Raw genomic sequence first — 25,920 nt, 5'->3', positions numbered from 1 at the left:
GCGGACGACGGGATTCGAACCCGCGACCCTCACCTTGGCAAGGTGATGCTCTACCAACTGAGCCACGTCCGCATGCGACCGATTCGGGAGGTGCCCCGCATCAGGTGCGTGGAACACCTTAGCCAACCTCGCGAGCCGAACACAAACTGAGCCGCGCCTCGCCCGAGACCCCCGGACGCCGATTGTGCAGCGGCCGCGCCTCTGCGCTAGCCTTGTTCCTCGCGGGCGATTGGCGCAGTGGTAGCGCGCTTCGTTCACACCGAAGAGGTCACTGGTTCGAACCCAGTATCGCCCACCGCACGAAAGCCGCTCTGACGAGGTGAAACGAAACCTCGACGGAGCGGCTTCGCTGTTGCGTGCAAGACACGTGCAACCTCGCTCCTCACGTCGGAGAAGGCCGCCCCGCGACCGTCCGATGCAGCAATCCATCTCGTCGCCGAGACGCCCGTCGGCTCGGCAGCAGCGGTCGTGGCAGAGGCGGTTGATCGCTCCTCAACTCGCGAGGGGTGCTCAGGTCTCAGCGTGCGTGTCCGCGAGTAGGCGCAGCAGCTGATCGACACGACCGTCCCCGAGCCGGCTGTTCCGGCGCCTTCCCCTGACCCACACGTCGCACGGGACATCTCCGAACAATCTCGTCATTCAGACGAAGATCTCGCCACGCGGACCAGGGGCTTGCATCACAGGTTGATAACAGTCACGATTCAATTAACAACCGGCAAAGAAGCCGTCTTCCACCTATGCAAGTTAGGAAGGCACGGCCATGACCGCTCCCACCTTGGTGATGGTTGCTCGCAGTAGCAGCGACCCTCGCGTTGCCCAGGTGACGCACGTCCTGCGGCAAGGGCTGCAGACGATGCGCCCCGACCTGGACATTCAGGCTGCGTTCCGCGACCCCTGCACCCCGAGCGTCGCCCAGGTCGCCTCGCAACTCGCCGAGCGCGGCGTCCGCGAGGTCGTGCTCGTCCCGCTCGGGCTGACACACGCGATCGAGATCGACCCGGCGGTGCTCGCGGTCATGCACCAGGTCCGCGCTGATCACCCCGAGGTCGGCTTCGTCACCTCCCGGCCCATCGGCCCCGAGTTGAGCCTGCTCAACATCCTCGACGGACGCCTCCGCGCGGCCCTGCACCGGGCGCGCGTGCTGGAGTTGGACGGGCTCATCCTCTCCTCCGCCAGCACCGGCGACGTCCGCGGCTCGGCCCTGCTGGCCCGCCGCGCCCGCCAGTGGTCCACGCACCACCGCCTGCCCTGCCTCACGGCCGTCGCCGACGGCTCCGGCCCGTCGGTCGCGCAGGCGATCCAGGGGCTGCGCGCCCAGGGACGCCGGCACATCGCCGTCGGGTCGTTCTTCCTGTCCTCCGACGAGCTGTACCACGCGCAGGCCGACCAGGCCCACCGCAGCGGCGTCGTCGCGGTCTCCGACCCGCTCGGGCCGGCCCGCGAGGTGCTCGACCTGGTCCTCGCCCGCTACGCGTTCGCAGCCATGGACCTGCTGGACTTCGAGCAGGCCGACGAGCCCGCCCGCCACGACGACCTGCCCCTGGACGCCTTCAGCGCCTGATCACGCACGCGGCCGGCCGGGGTTCGTCCCCGGCCGGCCGTTGCGCGTTCCGGGGCCGAAAAAGCGCCCGTGCCCGCAGGACACGCCCGCCAACCCAGGACGCCGGCCCGGCCGGCGGCGTCCGGATGCAGCGGGAGGGTCACAACTCGGCCAGCCGTGCCTTCTCGGCCTCCACGTCGAAGTCGGCCGCCGGCCGGCCGAGGCCTAGGGCGTCTAGCTTCTCCCGCAGCAGCTCGGCCACCGCCCAGTTCCGGTACCACTTCTTGTTGGACGGGATGATGTACCAGGGCGCATGGTCGGGGTTGCAACGCCCGAGCAACTCGTTGTAGGCGTCGGCGTAATCGTCCCAGTGAGAGCGGGAATCGAGGTCGCCCGGGTTGTACTTCCAGTGCTTTTCGGGGTCGTCGAGCCGCGCCGCCAGCCGCTGCTTCTGCTCGTCGGCCGAGATGTGCAGGAAGCACTTGATGATCACGTAGCCCTGCCCCGCGAGCTCGGCCTCGAAGTCGTTGATCGTGGTGTAACGGCGGGCCCAGATCGCCTTCGGGACCAGCTCGTTCACCCGGACGACCAACACGTCCTCGTACTGCGAACGGTCGAAGACCCCGATCATGCCCGGGCCGGGCAGCGCGCGCCGGATGCGCCACAGGAACGGGTGCTCCCGCTCCTCCGCCGTCGGCACCTTGAACGCCGTGAGATCCACACCCTGCGGGTCGACCATGCCCACCGCGTGCCGGATCGTGCCGCCCTTGCCCGACGTGTCCATGCCTTGCAGCACGAGCAAGACGCGCGGCGCCGTCTCCGGGTTCTCCCGGCCCGCCGCATACAGCCGTTCCTGCAGGTCGGAGAGCACGGGGGCCAGGGCGTCGGTGAGCGCGGGGGCGTCCGACTTGCCCTCGCCGACGAAGCCGGGCGCAGCGTCGGTCTCGATGGTCCGAATGTCGACCTCGCCCTGGGGCGCGCGCAGCACCTCCGACAGCGGACGCCGCGGCTCCGGCGGCGCCGGGACGGCTTTCGCGGCCTTCTCCGCCTTGAGGGCGGCCTTGACCGCCTCCTTCTCGGCGGCCTTGGCGGCCTTCGCGGACTGCTTCTCGGCGGCCTTCTTGCCCTTGTCGGACTTGGACTTGCCGTCCTTCTTGCTCTTCTTCGCCATCCTCGCAGTGTGGCCGATCCGGGGGCCACGGCCAAGGGCTACGCGCCACGAACCGGGAACCGGACGCCGTCAGCCGGACGCCTCCCCCGGCTGCTGTCTGGCCCGGCTCGGCTGGACGCGCGGCGGTTCGCCAGGCATCTTCGGATACTCGGGTGGGTAGGGCATCTCCCCCTCGCCGGCCGCGGCGTCCCGGTCGTACCAGGCGAGCGCGGGGGCCAGCGAGGCCGGCGGCGTCGTCGCCAGCGCGGCCCACGGGTCGCCCACCGCGGCGAAGCGCGCGGGCATCGTGACGACGGTGTAGGCGGCGGGGTCGGCGTCCGGCAGTTCGTCCCACGTCAGCGGCGCGGAGACGCGCGCCAGCTCGGTCGGCCGGATCGAGTACGCCGACGTCATCAGCCGGTCGCGGGCCATCTGGTTGATATCGACGAAGATGCGCTCGCCGCGCTCCTCCTTCCACCAGTTCACGGTGACGCGGTCGGGCATCCGGCGGGCCAACTCGCGACCGATCGCGATCGCGGCGTGGCGAGCGTCGATGAAGTCGGTGGGCCCGACCGGGGCGTACACATGGACGCCCCGGCCGCCGCTGGTCTTCACGAACCCGGTCAGGCCCAGCTCCGTCAGGACGCCGCGCAATTCGAGGGCCGCCGCGACGGCGTCCTCGAAGCCGGTGCCGGGCTGGGGATCGAGGTCGAGGCGCAACTCGTCCACCAGGTCGGGCGCGGTGCCGCGCACGGGCCACGGATGAAAGCGGAGCGTCCCGAGATTCAGCATCCACAGGACGGTCGCGAGGTCGTCCGGACACACCGTCTCAGCCGTCCGCCCAGACGGGAACGTGATCGTCGCCCGCCCCACCCACTCCGGCACCGCCTTCGGCAGCCGCTTCTGGTAGAACGACTCCTCTCCCCCGACGCCGCCCGGCCAGCGCTCCATCGTCGTCGGACGCCCACGCAGCGCACCCAGCAGCCCCGGCCCGACGGCGAGCATGTACTCGGCCACGTCGCGCTTGGTCAGCCCGAGCTCGGGAAAGTACACCTTGTCGGGCGACGACAGCCGGACGCCGCGGCCGTCGACGTCCAGCGTGATCGCGGGGTTCGCCATGAGCGAGAGATTACGGGGCGGCGGCGTCCGGGGCCACGGAGGCGTCCGGGTAAGGTGGCGAGGAAACCCGGCCCGAGAACGGCGAATCGAGCGAGGAAGCGAGGAGACCATGACGACCAACCCCATCCCGCGCGTGCTCAAGACCCCTGACGAGTGGCGCGCGCAGCTCTCCGCCGCGGAGTTCCACGTGCTGCGCGAGGGCGGCACGGAGGCCCCGTTCCGCGGCGAGTACACCGACACGACGAGCGCGGGCACCTACGCGTGCAAGGCATGCGGCGCGGTGCTGTTCACGAGCGAGCAGAAGTTCTCCTCGCACTGCGGCTGGCCGTCGTTCTACGCGCCGGCGGCCGACGATCGCGTCCGCTACCTCACCGACGACTCCCTGCCCGGCGCGCCCCGCGTCGAGGTGCGCTGCGCCAACTGCGACAGCCACCTCGGGCACGTGTTCACCGGCGAGGGCTACCCCACCCCCACCGACGAGCGCTACTGCATCAACTCGATCTGCCTCGTGCACGACGAGACGCCCGCGGAGTAGCGCCCCACTTTTCCCGCCAGACGTCGAGCGACGGCGTTCGTGGGCGGCTGAGCGGTGGGCGATCGCCTCGTCAGGGGCTGAGCGTCGTCCTTCTTGGTCTCACTCGTGGAATCTCGGGGGCCCATCCGGCGGCTCCCAGGTGTTGTTCTGCAGAGGCCACCCGGCCGTCTCGAGCTTCTGGCCGACCCGGGCAAGTTCGTCGGGCGAGGGCAGCACCTCGGTGCGTTTCAGGAAGGCGGCTGCCACGTCGCGCCTGTCGGCGGGCAGCAGGTGCTTGCGCTCCAACTCGTGGCCGACGTCGCGAATCTCATCGTCACTGAGACGCCGAGACAACAGGGCGAGCAGCGGCACGACGTCGGCCTCGGGGATTCCGGTCGGATAGCCTTGCTTGAGCCAGGCGATGATGCGATCGAGGGCCGGGAACAAGGCGCCTCCTTCGGCTAGTGGGGGTCCGGCAGCTCGTGCACCGGCGTCAGCGGCCAGCCGCCCTCGGCGAGGCGTCCGGCCACCCGCCGCACGTCCGCGTCCGCCGGCGTCTGCCGCGCGAGTTTCCTGATCGCCGCCCGGATCTCCTCGTCGGTGATCGAACCGTCGATGCCGGCGGGGCCATCGCGAAGCTCGCGGGCGAGCTTCTCGACCTCGAAGTCGGTCAACGAGCGGTGCAGGACGCCGAGCAGCACGACATAGTCTTCTTGCGGGACGCCTTCAGGATACCCCGCCCGTAGCCAACGCAGGATTCGCTGCAGAACGCCAGGCGCGGGCTCGGTCATGTCAGTGGCCCCCACGCTTCACGAACGTCGGGAAGATGTGCTCGAACGAGACGACGTAGCCGAAGCCCGACGAGATGATGATCGCCAGCCCCAGCCCGATGACCGCCAGCACGACGGCGAACGCAATCGCGGCGCCGACCTTGCCGATCGGGTGCCCGGCCTCGTGGTCGACCTCCGCGTCGCCACCGGCCCCGTAGGCCAGCGAACGGACGCCGAGGGCGAAGATCGCCGGTAGCCCGGCTCCGATCAGCACGCCGATCAGCAGCACCTGGCCGATCGCAGAGAAGAACAGCTCCCACATGTCAGGCCTCCTGCCGTTCGAGCGTCGAGGTCGCACCGGGGGCGTGCGACTCGGCGGGGTCGTTTCCGTGCCAGTCCTCGTTCACATTGTCGGCATGGACCGGTTTGCTCCTGGAGCGTCGCACGAAGAAGAGGGCGAGCGCGCACAAGACGGCGAACACCGTCACGACGCCGGCGTACCCACCGATGGCGTTGCCGACCAGGTACATGACCGCGCCCACGACACCCGCGGCGGGCAACGTGATGAGCCACGCGGCGAGCATGCGGGCCGCCACGCCCCAGCGCACCTCGGCGCCCTTCTTGCCCAACCCGGTGCCCAGGATCGAACCGGTCGCGACGTGCGTCGTCGACAACGCGAAGCCCAGATGGCTGGAACTCAGGATGACCGCGGCGCTGGACGCCTCGGCCGCCATCCCCTGAGCCGGCTCGATCTCCACGAGCCCCTTGCCGAGGGTGCGGATGATCCGCCAGCCGCCCGTGTAGGTGCCGAGCGCGATCGCGGCGGCGCAGACGATCTTGACCTCCCACGGCACGGCGTGGGTGTCCTGCCACGCCCCGTAGGCGATCAAGGCCAGGGTGATGACGCCCATCGTCTTCTGGGCGTCGTTCGTGCCGTGCGCCAGCGAGACCAGCGACGCGGTGCCGATCTGGCCCCAGCGGAAGCCGCCCTGGCGGTAGCGCTCGGCGACGTTCACCGTGATGCGGTACACCAGCCAGGTGCCGATCATCGAGACGATGCCGGCCACGAACGGCGACGCCACCGCGGGAAGCACGACCTTGCCGAGCACGCCGTCGAGCTTCGTGCCGTCGCCCATCCAGTTCACCCCGGTGAAGCCCAGGCCCGCGATCGACGACCCGATCAGACCGCCGAACAGCGCGTGCGACGAGCTGGACGGCAAGCCGAGCAGCCACGTCAGCAGGTTCCACGTGACTCCCCCGATGAGGCCACAAAAGACGATCATCAGCAGGACGTGGCCGTTGTCAGCCAGGAACTCAGCCTTCGGAGCGCCGCTCTTGTCCTGGATGTTGACCACGGCGTTGGTCACGGTCAGTGCGACCTCGACGGACAGGAAGGCGCCGATGAGGTTCAGGATCGCCGAGAGCGCGACGGCGGTCTTGGGCTTGAGAGCCCCGGTAGCGATGGACGTCGCCATAGCGTTCGCGGTGTCGTGAAAGCCGTTCGTGAAGTCGAACGAGACAGCCGTGATGATCACGAGGACGAGCAACAATAACTCAACGGTCACGGGCAGCATTGTCTCGCCTGAGCGGGTGCCCGGAAAGCGTCGTCCAGGCAAACGTTGGATGAACTGCCAAGTCAAGGGCACGGACCTGCAACAAGAGGTTTGTAGTTACCATCGTAACCGCCCCACTTCGGCGCGTCAGGCGTCCCAGACCACCCCTGATTGTTAGCCTGATTCGTGTGGTTGCCAGCATGAACCAAGCCCATCGCCTATTCGACGAGGCGGTCGCCGCGGTCATGCGCACGCCCTGGCGTCCCGAGCTCATCATCGAAGAGATCCCCGCGCCGCAGCGTATCGCGCCGCAGTCGGCCGCGATCGCGGCCGACGTCGAGGTCAACGACTCCGAGTTGGGGAACGGACGCCTCGTCCTCCTCCACGACCCCGCCGGCAACCCGGCGTGGGACGGGGAGTTTCGGTGCGTGACGTATGCTCGCGCGGAGGTCGACGCGGAGATGATCACCGACCCGCTGCTCGCCGAGGTCGGTTGGTCGTGGCTGATCGACGCGCTCGACCGGCATCAGGCCGAGTACACCGCCCCCTCGGGCACCGTGACGGCCGTGGCGTCGCAGTCCTTCGGTTCGATGGAGGACGATCCGCAGCGCGCCGAGATCGAGATCCGCGCGTCCTGGACGCCGGTCGTCACCACCGGCGACGACATGATCGCCCACGCCCACGCCTGGCAGGATCTGCTCTGCCTCGTGTCCGGCCTGCCCATGCTGCCCGACGGCGTCGTGCCGATGCCCCTGAACCGTTCGGCCTCGCGGCGGCGATGAGCGAGGTCGAGGCCACCGACAGCCCCCCGAGCTACGAGCTCGTGGCGTCGCCCGCGGGCGGCGTCCCTCCCGTCGTCGACGACGCCGGCGCCTACGCCGACGCGAAGGCGTCCCTCGCCGGCGCCAGCGGCCCCCTCGCCGTGGACACCGAGAGGGCGCAGAGCTTCCGCTACTCTGCGAAGGCGTACCTGATCCAGCTCGCGCGCGGCGACGCCGGCACGGTTCTGCTCGACCCGGTCGCCTTCGAGGGGGCCGCCCCCCGGGCCGACCTGTCGGACCTCGGCGCGTCGTTGGCGGACGCGGAGTGGATCATCCACGCCGCCACCCAGGATCTGGGCTGTCTCGCCGAAGTCGGCCTCGTGCCCCGGCGGCTGTTCGACACCGAGCTCGCCGGACGCCTGCTCGGCCTGCCCCGCGTGTCGCTGTCCAGCCTGACCGAGCGCGCGCTCGGGAAGACCCTGGCCAAAGAGCATTCGGCGGCCGACTGGTCGAAGCGGCCGCTGCCGGCCGACTGGCTGAACTACGCGGCGCTCGACGTCGAGTTGCTCGTCCCGCTGCGCGATTGGGCGGCCGACGAGCTGGAGAAGGCGGGCAAAGACGAGTGGGCGCGACAGGAGTTCGCGTGGCTCGCCGAGCACGCCGCCGACCCGCCGCACCGGCGGGAGGACCCGTGGCGGCGGACGTCCGGCATCCACGAGGTCCGCGCGCCCGTCGCGCTCGCGGCTGTGCGGGAGCTCTGGCACGCCCGGGACGAACTCGCCGAGTCCCTCGATCGCGCGCCCGGGCGCGTCCTGGCCGACCAGGCCATCAGCGAGGTGGCCAAGAAGGTCAACGCCGGCCACCGATCGATCACCCGGCAGGAGCTCCGCTCGGTGCGCGGGTTCACCTGGCGGCTGGCGGCCCGCCACGAGTCGGTGTGGCTCGACGCGATCGAGCGGGCCGCCGCGCTGACGCGCACCGACCTGCCGCCGGCGTCCGTCTCACCCGACGGCCCGCCGCCGCCCCGAACCTGGTCGCACCGCAACCCCGACGCCGCCGCGCGCTGGGCGAAGGTACGGCCGCTCACGGTCGCTCTCGCCGAGAAGCTCAGCGTGCCCGTGGAAAACCTCATCTCCCCGGACGCCATCCGCCGACTCTGCTGGGAGCCTCCCGCCGAGCACACCGTCGACGCCGTGGACGCCTACCTGGCCGGCCGCGGGGCGCGCGCCTGGCAGCGCGAACTGGTCGTCGGCGCGATCACGCCTGCGCTGGGTTGACCCGCCGGTCGGCCGGCAGGTCGGCCTCGCCCTCCACCACGAACTCCACCACCGTGCGCGCCAGCGCCTGAGCGGTCAGCCCCAAATCCTCGAGGATCTCCGAGCGCGACCCCTGCGCGAGGAACCGCTGCGGGATGCCGAGCGGGTACACCGGCGTCCGCACTCCCTGCTCCGCGAGCTCGAGCGCCAGCCGCGTGCCCAGGCCGCCCGCGACACCACTGTCCTCCAGCGTCACGACGGCGGCGTGCTCGCGACACAATTCCACCAGGTCGCCCGACACCGGCAGCGCCCAGACCGGGTCGACGACGGTCGCCCCGATGCCCTGGACGCCCACCCGCGACCCGACCTGCACGGCCAGGGAGGCGAACTGCCCGTAGCCGACGATCAGCACGCGCGGATCGGACGCCTCCGCGAGCACGTCGACCGACCCGCGCCGCCGCACGGCCGGCACCGGGTCGGGCACCGCCTCTTTGCTGAACCGGATCACCGTCGGTGCATCCGACACCCCCACCGCCCGCTGCAGCGCCTCGTCGAGCCGCTGCTCGTCACGCGGATCGGCGAGCTGGAGGCCCGGCACCAGCCCGGCGATCGTGTGATCCCACATGCCGTTGTGGCTGGGCCCGTCGGTGCCGGTGACGCCGGCCCGGTCGAGCACGAACGTGACGCCCAGCCGGTGCAGGGCGACATCGAGGAGCACCTGGTCGAACGCGCGATTCAGGAAGGTCGCGTACACCGCGAAGACGGGGTGGAGGCCGCCGCGCGCGAGGCCCGCTGCGAACGTGGTCGCATGCTGCTCGGCGATGCCGACGTCGAACACCCGCTCGGGGAACTCGGCGGCGAACGCTCCCAGGCCCGTCGGGTGCAACATGGCCGCGGTGATCGCGACGACGGACGGATCGCGGCGCCCGATCTCCACCATCTGGTCGCTGAACGCCTCCGTCCAGGTGCGCCGGTGGACGCCGCCGCCGACCGGCAGGCCCGTCACGCAGTCGATGCGACCGACGGCGTGGAACCGATCCTCCTCGTTCTGTTCAGCCGCCTCGAACCCCTTGCCCTTCTCGGTGATCGCATGCACGATCACGGGCCCGCCGAAGGTGCGCGCCGCGTCGAGCGCCCGCTCCAGCGCGCCCAGGTCGTGGCCGTCGATCGGCCCGAGGTACTTCATGCCCAGGTCGCTGAACAGGCCCTGCGGCGCGATGACGTCTTTCACCCCGGTCTTGAGTCCGTGCATGAGGTCGTACACCGGGCCGCCCACGAGCGGGGCCGACCGGACGCCCCTCTTGATCACGTCGAGCGCCTGCTCGTAGCGCGGGTCGGTGCGCAGGCCCTGCAGGTGCCAGGCCAGGCCGCCCACGGTCGGCGTGTACGAACGGCCGTTGTCGTTCACGACGATGACGAGCCTGAGGTCGGGCTCGACCGCGATGTTGTTCAGCGCCTCCCAGGCCATGCCGCCGGTGAGGGCGCCGTCGCCGACGACCGCCACGACAGTCCGGTCTTCTCCGCGCAGCTGGAAGGCCTTGGCCAGGCCCGCCGACCACGACAGCGACGTCGACGCGTGGCTGTTCTCGACCCAGTCGTGCTCCGACTCCTCCCGCGACGGGTAGCCCGACAGGCCGCCCTTCTGCCGGAGATGGTCGAAGCCGGCCTGACGACCCGTCAAGATCTTGTGCACGTAGCTCTGGTGCCCGGTGTCGAAGACGATGGGGTCGTGCGGCGAGTCGAACACGCGATGCAGCGCCAGCGTCAGTTCGACGACCCCCAGGTTGGGCCCGAGGTGACCCCCGGTACGGCTCACCTTGTCGATCAAGAACTGCCGGATCTCCCCCGCGAGAGCGCCCAGCTCCCGCGGGGTCAGATCACGGACATCGCGCGGGCCATGAATGCCCTCGAGCAGAGACATAGGGTCGATTCTAGGCACATTCACCGCGTCGCTACCTCAGCCCGCGTCACAGCTTGCGTACGAAAACCCGGCCGCGCAGCACTTCCTCCACCAGCGCGACCTCCCGCTGCCGCCGCTTCAGCGCCGCCCCCTGCTCCTGCCATGCCAGCGTCGCCGCCTCGACCACCTCGGGCGACACCATGTCGCCCAGACTCACCCGCACCTCGGACAACCCCGCCTCGCACGAGCGCACCTGGGCGGCCACGCATTCGGCGGCGAACCGCGCCAGCACCACCGGGTGGCGCCGCAACACGGCGTACCCGCGGAAGTCGGCCGGGCAGCAGTCGAGCAGGAACTCCGCCGCCGTCTCCTCCCACCGCGGCGCGCCCGGAGGCCGCACCTGTACCGGCCAGCCGGGCGGCACGTACCCCTCCGACGCCCGCCCCTTGTCTCGCTGCGTCGCGGTGACCATCGCGCCCCCTTCATCGAACCTACGTTCGATTCTAGGACGCCGTGGTCCCTCTGCCAAGCCCGCGCCCCTGACGCCGGGCGACGGACGCCTCACAGGACGAACGTCACCAGCGCGGTCGCGACGACCAAGGCGGCGAACAGCCCTCCGATCACCCAAGGACGCCACGCCGGACGCCGCGGCCCGCCCAGCGTCGCCAGAGCGGCAGCCAGCGGCGCGCCGAGGAACGGCGTCCACAACATCTCCAGAGGCAATGCCGTCGACCACAACGGCAGCGACACGATGAAGGCCGCCATGACGGCCCACCACTCCCAGCCCAGCCGGAAGACGGCCGCACCGGCGGCGTCCGCGATGAGCCCGCTTGTGCCCAACCCGACCAGGAGCAGCGCGAGCGCGCGCTGGTCGATATCGACGCCCGTCTCGCCGAACGGGTTGAAGATCGGCCCGAGGATCGTCGCCGCGAAACCCACGATCACGACGATCATGACGCCGGCCAGGTAGGAATAGGCGATCCGGGAGCCGCCCGTCGGCGACTCCCGGATCCGGAACCTGATCTCGTCCATCGCGGACGAGGGTACCTCCTGACTCCGCTACTTCTTCAGCAGCGACCGCAGGACGTACTGCAGGATGCCGCCGTTGCGGAAGTAGTCGGCCTCCCCTGGCGTGTCGATACGGACGACGGCGTCGAACGTGACCGGCTCGGCCCCGTCCTTGGTCGCGGTGACCTTGACCGTCTTCGGCGTCGTGCCGTCGTTCAGCGCGGTGACTCCCTCGACGGAGAACGTCTCCTCACCGGTCAGGCCCAGCGAGTCGGCGGACTCGCCCTCGGGGAACTGCAGCGGCAGCACGCCCATGCCGATGAGGTTGGAGCGGTGGATCCGCTCGTAGCTCTCGGCGATCACGACGGTGACGCCGAGCAGCGACGTCCCCTTCGCCGCCCAGTCGCGCGAGCTGCCGGAGCCGTACTCCTTGCCCGCCAGGATGACCAGCGGGGTGCCGGCCTTCGCGTAGTTCTGCGCAGCGTCGTACACGAACGAGACCGGGCCGCCCTCCTGCGTGAAGTCGCGCGTGTAGCCGCCCTCGGTGCCGGGAGCGATTTGGTTGCGCAGCCGGATGTTCGCGAACGTACCGCGGATCATCACCTCGTGGTTGCCGCGACGCGACCCGTACGAGTTGAAGTCCTTGCGCTCGACGCCGTGACCGGTGAGGTACTGGCCCGCCGGGGTGTCCGCCTTGATCGCGCCGGCCGGCGAGATGTGGTCGGTGGTGACCGAGTCGCCCAGCTTCAGCAGCACCCGCGCGCCCGCGATGTCGGAGACGGGCTCCGGCTCGGCCGGCATGCTCTCGAAGTACGTGGGCTTGCGGACGTAGGTCGAGTCGGCGTCCCACTCGAACACGTCGCCCTCGGGCGTCGGCAGCTCGCGCCAGTCGCTCGTGCCGGCGAAGACGTCGGCGTAGCGCGTCCGGAACATGTCGGCGCTGATGGACGACCCCACGATCTCGTCGATCTCGGCCTGGGTGGGCCAGATGTCGCGCAGGAAGACGTCGTTGCCGTCGGCGTCCTGCCCGAGAGGCTCGGTGGTGATGTCGAGGTCCATGCGACCGGCGAGCGCGTACGCGACGACGAGCGGCGGGCTCGCGAGGTAGTTCATCTTCACGTCGGGGTTGATGCGCCCCTCGAAGTTGCGGTTGCCCGACAGGACGCTCACCACGGCCATGTCGTTGTCGTTGATCGCCTTGCTGACCTCGGGGATGAGCGGGCCCGAGTTGCCGATGCAGGTGGTGCAGCCGTAGCCGACCAGGTTGAAGCCGAGCTTGTCGAGGTACTCGGTCAGGCCGGCCTTCTCGTAGTAGTCGGTGACAACCTGCGACCCGGGCGCCAACGAGGTCTTCACCCACGGCTTGCGCTGGAGGCCCTTCTCGACGGCCTTCTTGGCGACGAGGCCGGCGCCCAGCATCACGCTCGGGTTCGATGTGTTGGTGCACGACGTGATCGCGGCGACCGCCACGGCGCCGGTCGGCAGCTCGAACTCCTCGCCGGAGCCGAGCGTGACGTCCACACCCTTCACCTCGTCGGTGTACGAGACGACCGTGTCGGCGAAGGTCTGCTTCGCGTCGGCGAGCACGATCCGGTCCTGCGGCCGCTTGGGGCCCGCGATCGACGGGACGACCGTCGCCAGATCGAGCTCGAGGTACTCGGAGAACCGGGGCTCGTGGTCGGGATCGTGCCACAGGCCCTGCTCCTTGCAGTAGGCCTCCACGAGCGCGACCTGCTCTTCCGACCGGCCGGTCAGCCGCAGGTAATCGGTCGTCTTCTCGTCGATCGGGAAGATCGCGACCGTGGACCCGTACTCGGGGCTCATGTTGCCGATCGTGGCGCGGTTCGCCAGCGGCACCTCGGCGACGCCCGGGCCGTAGAACTCGACGAACTTGCCGACGACCTTGTGCTGGCGCAGCCGCTCGGTGATCGTCAGGACGAGGTCGGTCGCCGTCGTCCCCTCGGGCAGCTTGCCCGTCAGCTTGAAGCCGACGACCCGCGGGATCAGCATGCTCACCGGCTGGCCCAGCATGGCGGCCTCGGCCTCGATGCCGCCGACGCCCCACCCGAGGACGCCGAGGCCGTTGACCATCGTGGTGTGCGAGTCGGTGCCGACGCACGTGTCGGGGTAGGCCTGCAGGACGCCGTCGACCTCGCGCGGGAACACGACGCGGGCGAGGTTCTCGATGTTCACCTGGTGCACGATGCCGGTGCCGGGCGGGACGACGACGAAGTCGTGGAACGCCGTCTGGCCCCAGCGGAGGAACTGGTAGCGCTCGCGGTTGCGCTTGTACTCCATCTCGACGTTGCGCTGGAAGGCGTCGGGGGTGCCGAAGACATCGATCTGCACCGAGTGGTCGATCACGAGTTCGGAGGGCGCGAGCGGGTTCACCTTCGACGGGTCGCCGCCCAGGTCGGCGATCGCCTCACGCATGGTGGCGAGGTCGACGATGCAGGGGACACCCGTGAAGTCCTGCATGATCACGCGCGCGGGCGTGTACTGGATCTCCTTGCTGGGCTCGGCGTTCTCGTCCCACGACCCCAGCGCCTTGATGTCGTCGGCGGTGATGTTCGCGCCGTCTTCGTTGCGGAGCAGGTTCTCGAGCAACACCTTGAGGCTGAACGGGAGGTTCTTCGAACCCTCTACCGAGTCCAGCTTGAAGATCTCGTACTCCGTGCCGGAAACATCCAGGGTGCCCTTCGCACCGAAACTGTTCTCGCTCATGCGGCGTCCTCCAGGTCTCGTCGTCGAAAACTATCTCGATATCAAGATAGCACGGCGTCGTGCTTTCACTGTCCCTACTGTGGTGATCCCCAGTGTTCTCGCATTCCCGGCGTCGCGCCACCAGTCTGTCCGCGACGGCGCTGCTCGTCGTACATGGCGCGCAACTCGTCGTCGCTCATCACCAGGTACACGAGCCCGCAGTCGTGGGGCCCCGTGACGCCCATCTGGCACAGGGAACACTTTTCGCCCGGACGGATCGGACACCGGGCCTCCACAGGTCGATTCACCACCGCGATTCTCTCATCACCTCGAGACATCCGCGGCTATCTGCCCAGGATCGTCACAGCTTCGACATGATGCGTCATCGGGAACAGATCGAACGCGCGAACCGACCGCACACCCCAGCCGGACGCCGCGGCCGTGGCCACGTCACGCGCGAGAGCGGCCGGGTCGCAGGCGACGTAGGCGATCGCGCGCGGCTCGAGGGCCAGCACGGCGTCCATCACGCGCCGCCCGGCGCCCGTGCGCGGCGGGTCGAGCACGACCAGGTCAGCGCGTCGCGGCAGCCGGTGGAGCGACCGCTCCACCGACCCGGCGACGAGCTTCGCCTCCGGCACGTTCCGGCGGGCCAGCGCGATCGCGGGCTTGCTGCCCTCCACCCCGAGCACCCGGACGCCGGCGTCCGTGAGCGCCCCGGCGAACAGCCCGACGCCGCAGTACAGGTCGAGGGCCGACTCCCCCGGCTGCGGCCGCAGCCCGTCGAGGACGGCGGCCACGAGCGTGTCGGCCGATGCTGGGTGGACCTGCCAGAACCCGTTCGCGTGGACGGACCAGCCGCGTCCGGCGGCACGCTCCCGCAGGACCGTGTCGTCGCGCGGCGTCCCCCAATGGACGCCGCCCTCCGCCGGCGCGACACCGACGAGCGCGTCGGCGCTCGCGGCGTCCTCGCCCACGGTGGCGGGGGGCGTGGCGAGCGCGGGCACCGCGATCCGGCAGCCGCCCTCGGGCAGCGGAACGACCCGGCCCGAGCCGTGCGCCTTGAGGCCGTGGGCGCCCTCGGGGGTCCGGTGGTAGCGCACGCGGGTTCGCCAGCCCAGGGCGGGCGGATCGACGGCCTCCACCACGGCGTCGAAGCCCAGCCCGGCGAGCCGGCGCAGTTGCTCGTCGAGCACGGACGCCTTGAGGCGTCGCTGCTCGCCGATCTCGACGTGCTGGAAGTCGCACCCGCCGCACTCGCCGGCGACCGGACAGGGGGCGTCCACGCGATGGGGGCTCGGCCGGAGCACCTCAGCGACGTCCGCCCGGCCGAAGCGCGCCCCGGCGTCCCGGACGCGCAGCGTCACGAGCTCGCCCTCCAGCGCATGGCGGACGAACCAGACGTAGGAGTCCAGGCGCGCCACCCAGTGGCCGCCGTGCGCCACGGGGCCGACCGTGACCGGCCCGATGACGTCGCCCGGCCGGACGAGGGCGGGATCAGTCGTCAATGTGGGTCCCGGAGTGGACGCGGCCGCGGCCCGCCTTCCGCCAGGCCGCCGTGGAGTTGCGCTGCGCGCGGGCGACCGCATGCTTCGACGACCGCAGCATGTACGGAACGGCCGTCACCATGACGCCCGGCATGAGGTTGAGCCGCGCCTTGAGGAACAGCCCCGTCTGGTTGTGCAGGATCCGCTCCCACCAGTGCCCCACGATCAACTCCGGCACGTACACGCAGACCACGTCGCGCGGGTTGCCCGACCGGATTCCGCTGACGTAGTTCAGGAACGGCCCGACCACTTCCCGGAACGGCGAGGCGATCACCTTCAGCGGGATCCCGACGTCCTGGGCTTCCCACTCGGCGCGCATCTGCCGGGTCTCGTCCTCGTTGATGCCGACCATCACGGCCTCGATCGAGTTCGCCCGGCTGGCACGCGCGAAGTTCACCGCCCGCAGCGTCGGCTTGTTCACCCCGCTGACGAGGATGACGGCGCGCACGCGGCTCGGCAACGTCCGCGCCTCTGTGGGGTCGAGAGCCACCTCGGTGGCCACGTTGTCGTAGTGCGCGCGGATGGCGCGCATGAGCACGAAGAGCACGGCCATCGCGATGATCGCCAGGTAGGCCCCGTAGATCAGCTTGGACGCCAAGACGATGATCAGCACCGTGCCCGTGCACGTCAGTCCGATGGCGTTGATCGCCCGCGAGCGCTGCATGACCGCGCGGGCCCGGGCGTCCGTCTCGGTGCGCAGGTGCCGGTTCCAGTGCCGCATCATGCCGAACTGGCTGACCGTGAACGACACGAAGACGCCCACGACGTACAGCTGGATCAGGGCGGTCACGCTCGCGTTGAACACGAGAACGAGGGTGATCGCCGCACCGGCCAGCAGCATGATGCCGTTGCTGTAGGCGAGCCGGTCGCCGCGGGTGTAGAGCATCCGGGGCAGGTAGCCGTCGCGCGCGAGGATCGAACTGAGCACCGGGAAGCCGTTGAAGGCCGTGTTGGCCGCCAGGATCAGGATGATCATCGTCATCGTGATCACGAAGTAGAACCCGGGCGTGAACGTGTTGAACACGGTCGCCGCCAACTGGCCCATCGTCGTGTCGTGGCCGCCCTCGACGCGCTGGCCGTTGAGGGTGAAGTACGAGCCGCCGTGCTCGTCGATCATCTTCGCGCCGGTGAGGTTCGCCAGCACGATGATGCCCCCGAGCATGCTGAGCGCGATGCCGCCCAGCAGCGCGAGCGTCGTCGCGGCGTTGCCGCTCTTCGGCTCTTTGAACGCCGGGACGCCGTTGCTGATCGCCTCCACGCCCGTCAGGGCGGCACAGCCCGAACTGAATGCCCTGGCCAGCAGCGCGATGAGCGCGAAGCCGGTGAGCTGGCTGTAGAACGGGTCGCCCACCACCTCGAACCGCGCGGTCGGCGCCTGCAGCGGCTCGCCGAGCGCGAAGATGCGCGTGAGGCCCCAGGCCGTCATGCCCAGGACGCCGATCATGAACCCGTACGTCGGGATCGCGAACAGGGTGCCCGACTCCCGGACGCCTCGCAGGTTCATCGCCATCAACAGCAGGATCACCACCGCCGCGATGAGCCCCTCGTGCCCCGCGATCATCGGGATCATCGCCTTCGCGTTCTGGACGCCCGAACTCACCGACACCGCGACCGTGAGCACGTAATCGACCAACAGCGCGCTCGCGACGACCAGCCCCGCCGTCGGCCCCACGTTGACCGTGGCGACCTCGTAATCGCCGCCCCCGGACGGGTAGGCGTGCACGGTCTGCCGGTACGACAGCACGACCACGAGCATGACCACCGCCACGGCGACCGCGATCTGCCAGGAGAAGGCGAAACCGGCCATGCCGGCCAGACTCAGCGTGAGCAGGATCTCGTCGGGGGCGTAGGCCACCGAGCTGAGGGCGTCCGATGCGAAGACCGGCAGCGCGATCCGCTTCGGCAAGAGGGTTTCCCCTAATTGCGCGCTCGAGAGCTTCCGTCCGACGAGCACGCGCTTCACGGGATCGGCGACGTTCACGGGGCTACACTCTACTCACGCTGGTTCCCATGCCAGACAGACGCTGGCCTCCATGTCAGCGGGCCATCAACACGGGAGGGCGTGCGCCTGTGCACATCGTCATCATGGGCTGCGGGCGGGTCGGTTCGTCCCTCGCGCGCAGCCTCGAGCGACGGGGGCACTCCGTCGCCGTCATCGACATCAACGCCGACTCGTTCCGGCGGCTCGGGCCGTCGTTCCGCGGCAAGACGATCAAGGGCGTGGGGTTCGACCGCAAGGTCCTGACAGCGGCCGGCATCAAGGAGGCCGACGGGTTCGCTGCCGTCTCCAGCGGCGACAACAGCAACATCCTGTCCGCCCGGGTGGTGCGCGAGACGTACGGCGTCCACAACGTCGTCGCCCGCATCTACGACCAGGGCCGTGCGGAAGTGTACGAGCGTCTCGGCATCCCCTCCGTCGCGACGGTGCGTTGGGCCGCCGACCAGGTGCTACGCCGCCTCCTGCCCGAGGGGTCGGAGCCGCTGTGGCGCGACCCGTCGGGCAGCGTCCGGCTGATCGAGGTGCACGTCGACAGCGCATGGGTCGGCACGCGCGTTGCGGAGATGCAGCGGCGCATCAAAGCCCCGATCCCCTTCCTGTCGCGGTTCGGTCAGGGCCTCGTGCCCGACGAGACCACGTTGTTCCAGGACGGCGACCTGCTCTACGCGGGCGTCGCGAACGACGACGAGTCCCGCGTCGAGGCCATCCTCGGCCAGCCGCCGGCCCAACACTGAAAGGCATCCCATGCGCGTCGCTATCGCCGGAGCCGGCAACGTCGGGCGTTCGATCGCCCGCGAACTCATCGCGAACGGCCACACCGTCCTGCTGATCGACCGGGACCCGAACGCGATCAAGACCGACAGCGTCCCGGGCGCCGAGTGGCTGCTGGCGGACGCCTGCGAGGTCGACTCGCTGGAAGAAGCCCGCATCGACAAAGTCGACGTCGCCATCGCCGCCACCGGCGACGACAAGGCCAATCTGGTGCACTCGCTGGTCGCGAAGACCGAGTTCGCGGTGCCGCGCACGGTCGCCCGGGTGAACCACCCGAGCAACGAGTGGATGTTCGACGAGGTGTGGGGCGTCGACGTCGCGGTGTCCACACCCCGGCTCATGTGCGCGCTGGTGGAGGAGGCGGTGACGGTCGGCGACCTCGTCCGGCTCTTCAGCTTCCGCGGCGGCAAGACCAACCTGGTCGAGATGACGCTGCCGTTCGACAGCCCGATCGTCGGACGCCGCGTCGCCGACCTGAACCTGCCGGGCGACTTCGTGCTCGTCGCGGTGATCCGCGACGGCGAGGCGCGCGCGCCGCAGCACGACGCCGCCCTCGAGGGCGGCGACGAACTCCTCTTCATCGGCAACCCGGACGCCGAGCATGCCCTCGCGCAGTTCCTGGCGCCCAGCGAGCAGCGGCTCCAGCAGGGCGACGACGATGACGATGATGACGACGACTGACCCGGTCAACTCACCGATCGCGCCCAAGGCGCCCGCGTGAGCAAGCCTCAGATGAGCTGGTACCAGGGGTTGTAGATGCGCCGCTCGCCGTCGACATCGGAGATCCGACCCTCCACCACGAGCTGACGGCCCGCCTCGATGCCGGGGATCTGGTGGCGGCCCATGAAGATCAGCGAGATGGTTCCCGTGCCGTCGGACAGTTGCGCCTCCAGCCACGGGGTCGACTCCATCGGGTGAACGGTCAGCACCTCGATCGTGCCGCGCAGCCGGGCCTTCTGCCGGTCGGAGCAATGCTGGATCGTGTCGGCGCCCGACTGCTCCGCCACCTTGCGCAGGTCGTCGTGGACGAGTTCGTCGTTCGACTTCGTCAGTCGCGACAACCAATCCTTGATCGACATCACGGCACCCCCCTCATCACCCGCGGGCGGCCAGTGCCCGCGGGCTCAACTCTCCGCCGGGGCGTCAGGAAGGCTCAGCGTGATCAACTCGCCGGGCACGCGCGGCTCGTCGTCGCGGTTCACCACGACGTTGCGGAAGAACTCGACGAAGACGTCCGCCGGCGGCTCCTCGCCCTCCGACATTCCGGCCTGCCCCATGAGCGTACCTCGCAGCAGCCAGCGCGGGCCCTCTACGAGCCAGATGCGGGAGACGTGGAAAAGCTGCTCTCCCTCGGGCCCCTCGACCGGAAGGACGCGCCGCACCTCGGGCCCGAACGGGCCCTCAGCGACCTCGGCGCTGCCGCCGGCCTGCTCGGCCTCCTCGATCGTGTCTTCCAGCAGTTCCTTGGCGAGGCCGCCGCTGCGCGGCGAGGCGAAGAGCGCCAGCTCCAGCCCCGAATCCTCATACATCGCCAGCGCCGCGTAGATCTGCTGTGTCTGCTCGTCGCCGTGGAGTTGCAGGTTCATGCCGGGGACCGGCGTGACCACCAGGGGGCCGAGCGTCAGGCGCTCGACGTCGTCGGCGTCCAGATCGACCTCGGAGTGGTCGAACGGACCGTCGGCACGGACGCCCTCACCGGCGTCCGGGTCGTCGGCGTCCTCGTCGTCGAACTGATCGTCGAGCGGCTCGTCGGTACCGTCGTCGACGGTCGAGGACGCCCCCTCGATCTCGGCGGCGTCCTCGTCGAGATCCGCCTGGGAGACCTCGGCGTCCCGCGTGGTCTCGTCGCCGTCGAGGACCTCGACGGGCGCCTCGGCCGCCTTGCGGTTCCTACGCCCAAAGATCACTGGCCATCCCCTTCGATCTCGCCGGACGCCTCGTCCGACCATTGACTCACTCCGCCGGTGGATCCGTGACCACCGTCGCCACGTGCACTCGAGGGTAGCCGCGGCACTTCGGTGAACTGGGCCCGTCCTACCCGTTGGAAGACTAGCTGCGCGATCAGGTCACCCCGTCGCAGGACGATGGCCTCGCGGGCGTCCGTATTGAGGAGACAGACGCGGATCTCGCCGCGGTAGCCGGCGTCCACCGTGCCCGGCGCGTTCACGATCGTGAGGCCCGCGCGGGCCGCGAGTCCCGACCGCGGATGGACGAACGCCGCCCAGCCGTCCGGCACCGCGATCGCGACACCCGTGGGCACCAGGACGCGCTGCCCCGGCTCCAGCCGGACGTCCACGCGCGTGGCCAGGTCGGCCCCGGCGTCCCCGGCGTGCGCGTATCGGGGAGCGGGAAGCTCGGGATCGAGCCGCTGCAGCAGCACCTCCACCGGCTCCGCCTCACTCATCGGACGCCTCCTGCTCGCTCCGCGGGCGTCCGGAGGACAGCGCGGCCAGCAACTGCTGCGGCTGCCGCGTGCCCACCAACCAGTAGGGATGCGGGTCGGCGGCGTCGTCTACGGCGATCTCGACCGATTCCGCGAGGTATGGACGGTCCACCACGAACGCCCGCACGTCGGCGTCCCGGCCCAGACGGTCGCGCGTCGCCGCGGCGTCGTGCGCGGCCGCGCTCCCCACGTAGGACCACTCCAGCAGGGACCTCTCGACCGTGATCCCGCGATCGTCCACGACGATCTCGACGCGGCCGATCTGCCACAGGACGGCGGCGATGCCGAGCGCCGTCACCACCCCGGAGGCGACCGCGACCCAGGGCCCGACGTAGAAGCCCACGGCCGTCACGAACGACAGGCCGAACGCCGCGGCGATCACCCAATACGACAGGGGACAACGCAGCTTCTCGCGATAGATCACCGCCCTAACCTAGCGTGAGCGGTGACCCTGGCTAGAATGACCAGCGCGCGGGGAGCCGCGCCTGTCCCACCTGACAAGGAGGAGCACCCCATGAGCGTGACGCGCAACATCATGTGGAACGCCTACTCGGGCCTCATCGCGGCCGGCAGCACGATCGCCGCGCACAAGGTCGTCGACGGCCTGTGGCGAGCGGTCACGGGCGATGAGCCGCCGGACCCGAACGATCCGGCCACGCCGCTGACCGAAGCCATGCTGTGGGCGGTCGCCGGCGGCCTCGGCATCGCGCTCTCGCAGTTGGTGGTGAACCGGTTCGCGGCCAACCGCTGGGAGAAGTTCACCGGCCATCTGCCGCCGAACATGCGCAACGTCCACGTGTCTTTGTAGCCAGGCCGCAACTCACGACGCCGCCGTCCCGATCGGGACGGCGGCGTTCTTCTTTGCCTGTCGTGGAGGAGGAGCGACGCGAGCGGTCAGCCGGCGCAGTCGACGCAGTAGATCTTGCCGTCCTTCACCTTCGCGATCTGGCTGCGATGCTTCACCAGGAAGCAGGACATGCACGTGAACTCGTCGGCCTGCCGCGGCAGGACGCGGACCGTGAGCTCCTCGTGCGAGAGGTCGGCTCCGGGCAGTTCGAACGTTTCTGCGGCCTCGACCTCGTCTTCGTCGACCTTGCCCGAGTTCTTGTCGTTACGTCGGGTCTTCAGCTCCTCAATGCTGTCTTCGCTCTCCTCGTCCGTCTTGCGAGGGGCGTCGTAGTCGGTGGCCATGGTTCCTTCCTTAGTCGACGGGGGCAAAACCCGGGGAATACATATCACACGTTCCCCGAGCGTGCGCACCGGCGAATGATAATTCGCCACGGACGCCGCGGTCACCCGGTTTTCCCTTCGTGACGCGGTAGGTTACTACCTAGGCAAAGCCTGCCGGGCATCGCCCACCGCATGGTCGGGGGCCTCGGGGCCCGTCGGTGCACGCTCACCGGGCGGAACGACGGCGGGCGCGCACCTATTCCCGACGATCCGGCCGAGGCGTCCGCAGCTCGACAAGTGGAGAATCGGTTATATGGACAGTGCACTGCGACCCCGCGACATCCAGGCCCGCATCCGGGCCGGGGAGTCGGTCGACGAGGTGGCGCGCGCGGCAGGCGTCCCGGCCGAGAAGCTGGCCGCCTTCGCTGCGCCGGTCATCGCGGAGCGCGAGCACGTCGCCGGCCTCGCCCAGACGCACACGATCCGCCGCCGGGGCGAGACGTCGTCGAACCGGGGGCTGCGGGCGGCCGTCCGCGAGCACCTCGGTCCCCGAGGCGTCGACGACGACACGATCGAGTGGGACGCGTGGAAGATCGAGGGACGCCGCTGGCAGGTCCGCGCGGCCCTCCCGTCCGCGCAGCCCCCGCGGGACGCGCTGTTCGTCTACGACGTGGCCGGGCGGTTCAGCGTCGCGTCGAACGACGACGCCCGGTGGCTCATCGGCGACGAGGTCGTGGTCATCGATCCGTCCCCCGACGACGAGTTGGCGATCGTCCGGGCAATCCAGTCCCCCGCGTCCGACGACGACGCCTCGGGCGAATCGGCCGCATCGGCGCCGTCGGCGCAGTCGGGGGCCGACGTCGGCGACGAGGAGCCGGTCCGCCGGCTGGCCCCGCCGTACGCGCCGAGCGCGACCGACGTGGAGGACGCGTTCCGCGAAGGCGAGTTGACCGAGGTCGACGGGGTGTACGACATCGTGCCCGGGCGCTCGGCCGACATGGACGTGCTGTACGACATGCTCGCCAGCTTCGACGAGGACTCGGTGAAGATCTACTCGGGCCTCATTCATCCACTCGGCGACGAGCCCGGCCCGGTGGCCCTCGACGCGGGTCCCGACGAGGTGGTGGAGGACGCCGGGGAGGAGACCGCCGACGACGACGAGGGCGAGCCGACCCAGGTCATCCCGCCCCTGGACGCCGCGACGGCCGCCGAGCGCGACCTCGGCGACGAGGTGCCCGAGCCGGTGGAGGACGTTCAGCCGACCCCCGCTCCGGAACCGGAACCGGAACCGGAACCGGAACCGGAGCCCGAGCCGGAACCGGAATCTGAGCCCGAACCCGAGCCCGCTCCGGAGCCCGAACCCGGGCCCGCCGTCGAAGCGCAGCCGGAGGGTGCGTCCGACGAGCCGCGGGAGGAGGAAGCGCCGGACGAGCCCGATGCGACCGCAGTGCCGCCGGGCGAGCCCGTCCCCCAACCCGCCGTCGTGGTGCCCGACCCGGTGGTGGAGCCCGTCGTCCCGGAGCCCGAGCCGACCGCCGAGGCCCCCGACGCGACGCCCGTCCCGGACGAGGCGCCCGTCCCCGACGAGGCGGCCTCCCCCGCCGAGGCTCCCGTCCCCGACGAGCCCTCCGCCGGTACCGCCCCCGAGTCGGCGTCGTCCGAGGATCAGCCACAGCCGGCGTCCGTCGAGGAGGAGCCGCAGCCGGCGTCCGAGGAGACCGGCGCGCCCGAGAAGCCGGCGGCGTCCGCGACGAAACAACCGGAGAAGCAGCCCGACACCGAGGACACGGTCGTCGTGAAGCCCAGGCCGGGGGCGCGGCGACGTCCGTCGCAGCCGTCGCTGGTGGACGACGCCACCGGGCCCATCCCGCAGCCGAGGCGCCGCTCGAAGCGGGCGTCGGTGCCGAGCTGGGACGAGATCATGTTCGGCTCGCCCCGCAAGGACGACTAGCTCGGGCCCGCGCCCGGCTCGAACGGCAGCGGATCGGGGCTGGGGTCGACCCGCCCCTTCGCCGCCGTCTGCCGCAGCCGGTGATGCCGGCGGCACAGCACCTCGTAGCGCACCTGGGCCGCGCGTCGCTGGTCGGTGTCGCCGAGAGCGACCTGGCTGCCCTCGGTGACCATCTCCCCGTCGACGATGCGCGCGTTGTGCGTGGCGAACGCCCCGCACCAGCAGCGCGGGCGCGCCTGCAGCAGCTCGATCCGGTCGCACAGCTCGATGAGCCGGCGCGAGCCGGGGAACAGCTCGGTCCGGAAGTCGGTCAGGATGCCGAAGCAGAAGACGTCCACGCCCAGGTCGTCGACGAGCCGGGCGAGTTCGTCCACCTGCGTCGTCGTGTAGAACTGGGCCTCGTCGCAGACGAGGAAGTCGACGCGGCGTCCCGCCGTGAGCTCGGAGGCGACGAACGACCAGAAGCCGAAGTCGTCGTCGACCTCGACGGCGGGCTCGTCCAACCCGATCCGGGACGTGATGCGGGCCTGGCCCGAGCGGTCCTGCCGGGTGAAGCGGTAGCCGCGGCGTCCGGCGTCCGTCTCCGTGTAGTCGATCTGGAGGGCCAGGGTCGACTTGCCGCAGTTCATCGGCCCGGTGAAATAGGTGAGCGCGCCCATCAGTCCACCAGCAGCGGGACGCGCATCTCGTCGGGCGTGAGCGAACCGTGCATCCCGACCAGCGAGAGCTCCTTCGGCTGCGACAACGTCATGACGGCATCATCGGACGCCATGGCCGCCAGCACGTCGCCGAACCGCGGGAGAAGCTGCGCGGAGACCGGACCGAACCAGCCCTCGTCGACGGCCTCGTCCCGCGTGCGCACCCACGCGGACGCCCCGAGCCGGTCGGACCACCGCCGAGCGACGGCGTCCGGACGATCGGTGTAGAGCTGCCGCAGGCGTCCCTCGCCGGCGACGAGCGTCAGGTCGGCGAGGAGGTCGGGCTCGTGCTCGACGACGACCTGGCGCTCCCGGGGGACGTCGACCATCCCGTGGTCCCCGGTGATCACCAGCCGGACGTCCGCGGGCAGCGCCAGACGCAGGGCGCGCGCCAGCCCGTCGACGAAGGCGAGCGTGTCGGCCCAGGCGTCCGAACGCCAGCCCTCGCCGTGGCCGCAGTGGTCCAACTGTCGCTCGTAGAGGTAGACGAGCGTGCGCGGGCCGGCGAGGGCGGCGTCCACGGCCAGCTCGATGCGGCGGGCGACATCCGCCTCCTCGGGGCAGCCGACGAAGCGGGCGCCGCGAAAGGCGGCGGTCGTCAGGCCGCTGCCGGCGAAACGCTTCAGCCCCACATTGGACGTCGCCACGCCCGCCTTCTCCAGCCGTTCGAAGACGGTGAGGCGCGGCTGGACGTCGAGCGCGGACAGCCCGTCCTTCCAGGTCAGCGCGTTGAGCAGCCCCCCGCCGAACGGGTCGCGGAACGAGTACCCGGCGATGCCGTGCTGCCCGGGCGCCAGGCCGGTGCCGAGGCTCGTGAGGCTGGTGGCCGTGGTGCTCGGGACGCCGCTGGTCAACCGCCGATCGCGCAGAAGGCCCGCGAGGTAGGGGGCCCGATCGGCCCGGGCGCGCAGGAGGCGCTCCCCCAGGCCGTCGACGAGCAGGACGACCCAGCGGTCGGCGTCCGGAAGGCCGACGACATCGTCCCCGAACCCCCACCGGGACGCGATCGAGGGCAGCACATCCGCGAGCGTCGCCGCGCCGTAGGCGGGCAGGAGCGGGGCGTCCATGCG

At 70.4% G+C, this 25,920-nt stretch carries 28 protein-coding genes and 2 tRNA genes; 9 read left to right on the top strand and 21 right to left on the bottom strand.

Annotated features, from left to right (window positions below):
- A tRNA-Gly gene (locus tag WMJ97_RS02330) sits at positions 1-72 on the bottom strand.
- 151 nt (positions 73-223) lie between these two features.
- Here WMJ97_RS02330 and WMJ97_RS02325 point away from each other — a divergent pair.
- A tRNA-Val gene (locus WMJ97_RS02325) sits at positions 224-295 on the top strand.
- Positions 296-760: 465 nt separating this feature from the next.
- Entirely contained in the window at positions 761-1,561 is an 801-nt protein-coding gene (locus WMJ97_RS02320) for a CbiX/SirB N-terminal domain-containing protein (protein ID WP_347347342.1), read from the top strand.
- A 139-nt stretch (positions 1,562-1,700) separates the two neighbouring features.
- On the opposite strand, the gene WMJ97_RS02315 is transcribed toward WMJ97_RS02320, so the two are convergent.
- Both WMJ97_RS02315 and WMJ97_RS02310 read right to left on the bottom strand, forming a co-directional pair.
- Entirely contained in the window at positions 1,701-2,711 is a 1,011-nt protein-coding gene (locus tag WMJ97_RS02315) for a PPK2 family polyphosphate kinase (protein WP_347347341.1), read from the bottom strand.
- A gap of 69 nt (positions 2,712-2,780) precedes the next feature.
- Positions 2,781-3,809, bottom strand: coding sequence for a DNA primase small subunit domain-containing protein (locus WMJ97_RS02310; RefSeq protein ID WP_347347340.1), 1,029 nt, complete (start codon positions 3,807-3,809; stop codon positions 2,781-2,783).
- 109 nt (positions 3,810-3,918) lie between these two features.
- On the opposite strand from WMJ97_RS02310, the gene msrB reads away from it, so the two are divergent.
- Positions 3,919-4,344, top strand: a complete 426-nt coding sequence (gene msrB / locus WMJ97_RS02305; protein WP_347347339.1) for a peptide-methionine (R)-S-oxide reductase MsrB — start codon at positions 3,919-3,921, stop codon at positions 4,342-4,344.
- A 99-nt stretch (positions 4,345-4,443) separates the two neighbouring features.
- On the opposite strand, the gene WMJ97_RS02300 is transcribed toward msrB, so the two are convergent.
- The 4 genes from WMJ97_RS02300 to WMJ97_RS02285 are packed head-to-tail and all read right to left on the bottom strand — an operon-like array spanning position 4,444 to position 6,667.
- Positions 4,444-4,770 carry a DUF3349 domain-containing protein gene (locus WMJ97_RS02300; RefSeq protein ID WP_347347338.1) on the bottom strand — a complete coding sequence of 109 codons (327 nt, stop codon included), beginning with the start codon at positions 4,768-4,770 and terminating at the stop codon, positions 4,444-4,446.
- 14 nt (positions 4,771-4,784) lie between these two features.
- Positions 4,785-5,114 (bottom strand): DUF3349 domain-containing protein, encoded by a 330-nt coding sequence (locus WMJ97_RS02295; protein WP_347347337.1) that lies wholly within the window; start codon positions 5,112-5,114, stop codon positions 4,785-4,787.
- A 1-nt stretch (position 5,115) separates the two neighbouring features.
- Entirely contained in the window at positions 5,116-5,415 is a 300-nt protein-coding gene (locus tag WMJ97_RS02290) for a hypothetical protein (RefSeq protein ID WP_347347336.1), read from the bottom strand.
- 1 nt (position 5,416) lies between these two features.
- The gene (locus WMJ97_RS02285; protein WP_347347335.1) at positions 5,417-6,667 is read right to left on the bottom strand and encodes an inorganic phosphate transporter; all 1,251 of its coding nucleotides are present in this window, start codon (positions 6,665-6,667) and stop codon (positions 5,417-5,419) included.
- A gap of 179 nt (positions 6,668-6,846) precedes the next feature.
- Here WMJ97_RS02285 and WMJ97_RS02280 point away from each other — a divergent pair, with 179 nt between their 5' ends.
- Entirely contained in the window at positions 6,847-7,428 is a 582-nt protein-coding gene (locus tag WMJ97_RS02280; RefSeq protein WP_347347334.1) for a DUF3000 domain-containing protein, read from the top strand.
- The gene (locus WMJ97_RS02275) at positions 7,425-8,684 is read left to right on the top strand and encodes an HRDC domain-containing protein (protein ID WP_347347333.1); all 1,260 of its coding nucleotides are present in this window, start codon (positions 7,425-7,427) and stop codon (positions 8,682-8,684) included. Before WMJ97_RS02280 ends, WMJ97_RS02275 begins: the two co-directional genes overlap by 4 nt.
- On the opposite strand, the gene dxs is transcribed toward WMJ97_RS02275, so the two are convergent.
- The 7 genes from dxs to WMJ97_RS02240 all read right to left on the bottom strand — a co-directional run bounded on the left by dxs (position 8,665) and on the right by WMJ97_RS02240 (position 17,799).
- The gene (gene dxs / locus WMJ97_RS02270; RefSeq protein WP_347347332.1) at positions 8,665-10,584 is read right to left on the bottom strand and encodes a 1-deoxy-D-xylulose-5-phosphate synthase; all 1,920 of its coding nucleotides are present in this window, start codon (positions 10,582-10,584) and stop codon (positions 8,665-8,667) included. The genes WMJ97_RS02275 and dxs overlap by 20 nt on opposite strands.
- Before the next feature lie 46 nt (positions 10,585-10,630).
- On the bottom strand, positions 10,631-11,035 hold the full coding sequence (locus tag WMJ97_RS02265; RefSeq protein WP_347347331.1) for a hypothetical protein: 405 nt from the start codon (positions 11,033-11,035) through the stop codon (positions 10,631-10,633).
- A gap of 89 nt (positions 11,036-11,124) precedes the next feature.
- Positions 11,125-11,595, bottom strand: a complete 471-nt coding sequence (locus WMJ97_RS02260) for a hypothetical protein (RefSeq protein ID WP_347347330.1) — start codon at positions 11,593-11,595, stop codon at positions 11,125-11,127.
- Positions 11,596-11,622: 27 nt separating this feature from the next.
- A complete protein-coding gene (acnA, locus tag WMJ97_RS02255) occupies positions 11,623-14,295 on the bottom strand; it encodes an aconitate hydratase AcnA (RefSeq protein ID WP_347347329.1) in 2,673 nt (890 codons plus the stop codon).
- A 74-nt stretch (positions 14,296-14,369) separates the two neighbouring features.
- The gene (locus WMJ97_RS02250) at positions 14,370-14,612 is read right to left on the bottom strand and encodes a DUF6767 domain-containing protein (RefSeq protein ID WP_347347328.1); all 243 of its coding nucleotides are present in this window, start codon (positions 14,610-14,612) and stop codon (positions 14,370-14,372) included.
- Positions 14,613-14,618: 6 nt separating this feature from the next.
- Positions 14,619-15,779 (bottom strand): TRAM domain-containing protein, encoded by a 1,161-nt coding sequence (locus tag WMJ97_RS02245; protein ID WP_347347327.1) that lies wholly within the window; start codon positions 15,777-15,779, stop codon positions 14,619-14,621.
- On the bottom strand, positions 15,769-17,799 hold the full coding sequence (locus WMJ97_RS02240; RefSeq protein WP_347347326.1) for an APC family permease: 2,031 nt from the start codon (positions 17,797-17,799) through the stop codon (positions 15,769-15,771). The genes WMJ97_RS02245 and WMJ97_RS02240 overlap by 11 nt, the downstream gene beginning before the upstream one ends.
- Positions 17,800-17,903: 104 nt before the next feature.
- On the opposite strand from WMJ97_RS02240, the gene WMJ97_RS02235 reads away from it, so the two are divergent.
- On the top strand, positions 17,904-18,551 hold the full coding sequence (locus WMJ97_RS02235) for a TrkA family potassium uptake protein (protein WP_347347349.1): 648 nt from the start codon (positions 17,904-17,906) through the stop codon (positions 18,549-18,551).
- A gap of 10 nt (positions 18,552-18,561) precedes the next feature.
- Complete coding sequence (locus tag WMJ97_RS02230) at positions 18,562-19,269, top strand: TrkA family potassium uptake protein (RefSeq protein WP_347347325.1); 708 nt, start codon at positions 18,562-18,564, stop codon at positions 19,267-19,269.
- Between the two features lie 47 nt (positions 19,270-19,316).
- Here the strand turns inward: WMJ97_RS02230 and WMJ97_RS02225 are convergent, their stop codons facing one another.
- The 4 genes from WMJ97_RS02225 to WMJ97_RS02210 are packed head-to-tail and all read right to left on the bottom strand — an operon-like array spanning position 19,317 to position 21,455.
- Positions 19,317-19,667: an OB-fold nucleic acid binding domain-containing protein gene (locus WMJ97_RS02225; protein ID WP_347347348.1), complete on the bottom strand. Its 351-nt coding sequence runs from the start codon at positions 19,665-19,667 to the stop codon at positions 19,317-19,319.
- A gap of 45 nt (positions 19,668-19,712) precedes the next feature.
- Complete coding sequence (locus tag WMJ97_RS02220) at positions 19,713-20,495, bottom strand: DUF3710 domain-containing protein (RefSeq protein ID WP_347347324.1); 783 nt, start codon at positions 20,493-20,495, stop codon at positions 19,713-19,715.
- Positions 20,492-20,992 (bottom strand): dUTP diphosphatase, encoded by a 501-nt coding sequence (dut, locus tag WMJ97_RS02215; protein WP_347347323.1) that lies wholly within the window; start codon positions 20,990-20,992, stop codon positions 20,492-20,494. Before dut ends, WMJ97_RS02220 begins: the two co-directional genes overlap by 4 nt.
- Entirely contained in the window at positions 20,985-21,455 is a 471-nt protein-coding gene (locus WMJ97_RS02210; protein WP_347347322.1) for a DUF3093 domain-containing protein, read from the bottom strand. The genes dut and WMJ97_RS02210 overlap by 8 nt, the downstream gene beginning before the upstream one ends.
- Before the next feature lie 90 nt (positions 21,456-21,545).
- On the opposite strand from WMJ97_RS02210, the gene WMJ97_RS02205 reads away from it, so the two are divergent.
- The gene (locus WMJ97_RS02205) at positions 21,546-21,839 is read left to right on the top strand and encodes a DUF4235 domain-containing protein (protein ID WP_347347321.1); all 294 of its coding nucleotides are present in this window, start codon (positions 21,546-21,548) and stop codon (positions 21,837-21,839) included.
- Positions 21,840-21,925: 86 nt separating this feature from the next.
- Here WMJ97_RS02205 and WMJ97_RS02200 read toward each other — a convergent pair whose 3' ends face one another.
- Positions 21,926-22,222 (bottom strand): DUF4193 domain-containing protein, encoded by a 297-nt coding sequence (locus WMJ97_RS02200; RefSeq protein WP_347347320.1) that lies wholly within the window; start codon positions 22,220-22,222, stop codon positions 21,926-21,928.
- Between the two features lie 247 nt (positions 22,223-22,469).
- On the opposite strand from WMJ97_RS02200, the gene sepH reads away from it, so the two are divergent.
- Entirely contained in the window at positions 22,470-24,152 is a 1,683-nt protein-coding gene (sepH, locus tag WMJ97_RS02195) for a septation protein SepH (protein ID WP_347347347.1), read from the top strand.
- Here the strand turns inward: sepH and WMJ97_RS02190 are convergent.
- A complete protein-coding gene (locus WMJ97_RS02190; RefSeq protein WP_347347319.1) occupies positions 24,149-24,811 on the bottom strand; it encodes a thymidine kinase in 663 nt (220 codons plus the stop codon). The genes sepH and WMJ97_RS02190 overlap by 4 nt on opposite strands.
- Positions 24,811-25,917 (bottom strand): nucleotide pyrophosphatase/phosphodiesterase family protein, encoded by a 1,107-nt coding sequence (locus WMJ97_RS02185; protein WP_347347318.1) that lies wholly within the window; start codon positions 25,915-25,917, stop codon positions 24,811-24,813. Before WMJ97_RS02185 ends, WMJ97_RS02190 begins: the two co-directional genes overlap by 1 nt.
- Positions 25,918-25,920 lie beyond the last annotated feature (3 nt).

It is taken from the genome of Nigerium sp. (genome assembly GCF_039811905.1).
GTDB lineage: Bacteria > Actinomycetota > Actinomycetes > Propionibacteriales > Propionibacteriaceae > Propioniciclava.
Note: the sequence above shows the minus strand (reverse complement) of the source record. Positions and strands in the feature narration are given on the sequence as shown.

Excerpts from the sequence above, each read along its gene's own strand:
- WMJ97_RS02260 (WP_347347330.1), bottom strand. The coding sequence starts at position 11,595 with ATGGACGAGATCAGGTTCCGGATCCGGGAGTCGCCGACGGGCGGCTCC.
- WMJ97_RS02235 (WP_347347349.1), top strand. The coding sequence starts at position 17,904 with ATGGGCTGCGGGCGGGTCGGTTCGTCCCTCGCGCGCAGCCTCGAGCGA.
- WMJ97_RS02185 (WP_347347318.1), bottom strand. The coding sequence starts at position 25,917 with ATGGACGCCCCGCTCCTGCCCGCCTACGGCGCGGCGACGCTCGCGGAT.
- dut (WP_347347323.1), bottom strand. The coding sequence starts at position 20,992 with ATGAGTGAGGCGGAGCCGGTGGAGGTGCTGCTGCAGCGGCTCGATCCC.
- WMJ97_RS02225 (WP_347347348.1), bottom strand. The coding sequence starts at position 19,667 with ATGTCGATCAAGGATTGGTTGTCGCGACTGACGAAGTCGAACGACGAA.
- WMJ97_RS02250 (WP_347347328.1), bottom strand. The coding sequence starts at position 14,612 with ATGTCTCGAGGTGATGAGAGAATCGCGGTGGTGAATCGACCTGTGGAG.
- WMJ97_RS02320 (WP_347347342.1), top strand. The coding sequence starts at position 761 with ATGACCGCTCCCACCTTGGTGATGGTTGCTCGCAGTAGCAGCGACCCT.
- WMJ97_RS02310 (WP_347347340.1), bottom strand. The coding sequence starts at position 3,809 with ATGGCGAACCCCGCGATCACGCTGGACGTCGACGGCCGCGGCGTCCGG.
- acnA (WP_347347329.1), bottom strand. The coding sequence starts at position 14,295 with ATGAGCGAGAACAGTTTCGGTGCGAAGGGCACCCTGGATGTTTCCGGC.
- WMJ97_RS02190 (WP_347347319.1), bottom strand. The coding sequence starts at position 24,811 with ATGGGCGCGCTCACCTATTTCACCGGGCCGATGAACTGCGGCAAGTCG.
- WMJ97_RS02275 (WP_347347333.1), top strand. The coding sequence starts at position 7,425 with ATGAGCGAGGTCGAGGCCACCGACAGCCCCCCGAGCTACGAGCTCGTG.
- WMJ97_RS02280 (WP_347347334.1), top strand. The coding sequence starts at position 6,847 with ATGAACCAAGCCCATCGCCTATTCGACGAGGCGGTCGCCGCGGTCATG.
- dxs (WP_347347332.1), bottom strand. The coding sequence starts at position 10,584 with ATGTCTCTGCTCGAGGGCATTCATGGCCCGCGCGATGTCCGTGATCTG.
- WMJ97_RS02315 (WP_347347341.1), bottom strand. The coding sequence starts at position 2,711 with ATGGCGAAGAAGAGCAAGAAGGACGGCAAGTCCAAGTCCGACAAGGGC.
- WMJ97_RS02200 (WP_347347320.1), bottom strand. The coding sequence starts at position 22,222 with ATGGCCACCGACTACGACGCCCCTCGCAAGACGGACGAGGAGAGCGAA.
- msrB (WP_347347339.1), top strand. The coding sequence starts at position 3,919 with ATGACGACCAACCCCATCCCGCGCGTGCTCAAGACCCCTGACGAGTGG.
- WMJ97_RS02265 (WP_347347331.1), bottom strand. The coding sequence starts at position 11,035 with ATGGTCACCGCGACGCAGCGAGACAAGGGGCGGGCGTCGGAGGGGTAC.
- WMJ97_RS02285 (WP_347347335.1), bottom strand. The coding sequence starts at position 6,667 with ATGCTGCCCGTGACCGTTGAGTTATTGTTGCTCGTCCTCGTGATCATC.
- WMJ97_RS02230 (WP_347347325.1), top strand. The coding sequence starts at position 18,562 with ATGCGCGTCGCTATCGCCGGAGCCGGCAACGTCGGGCGTTCGATCGCC.
- WMJ97_RS02205 (WP_347347321.1), top strand. The coding sequence starts at position 21,546 with ATGAGCGTGACGCGCAACATCATGTGGAACGCCTACTCGGGCCTCATC.
- WMJ97_RS02295 (WP_347347337.1), bottom strand. The coding sequence starts at position 5,114 with ATGACCGAGCCCGCGCCTGGCGTTCTGCAGCGAATCCTGCGTTGGCTA.
- WMJ97_RS02290 (WP_347347336.1), bottom strand. The coding sequence starts at position 5,415 with ATGTGGGAGCTGTTCTTCTCTGCGATCGGCCAGGTGCTGCTGATCGGC.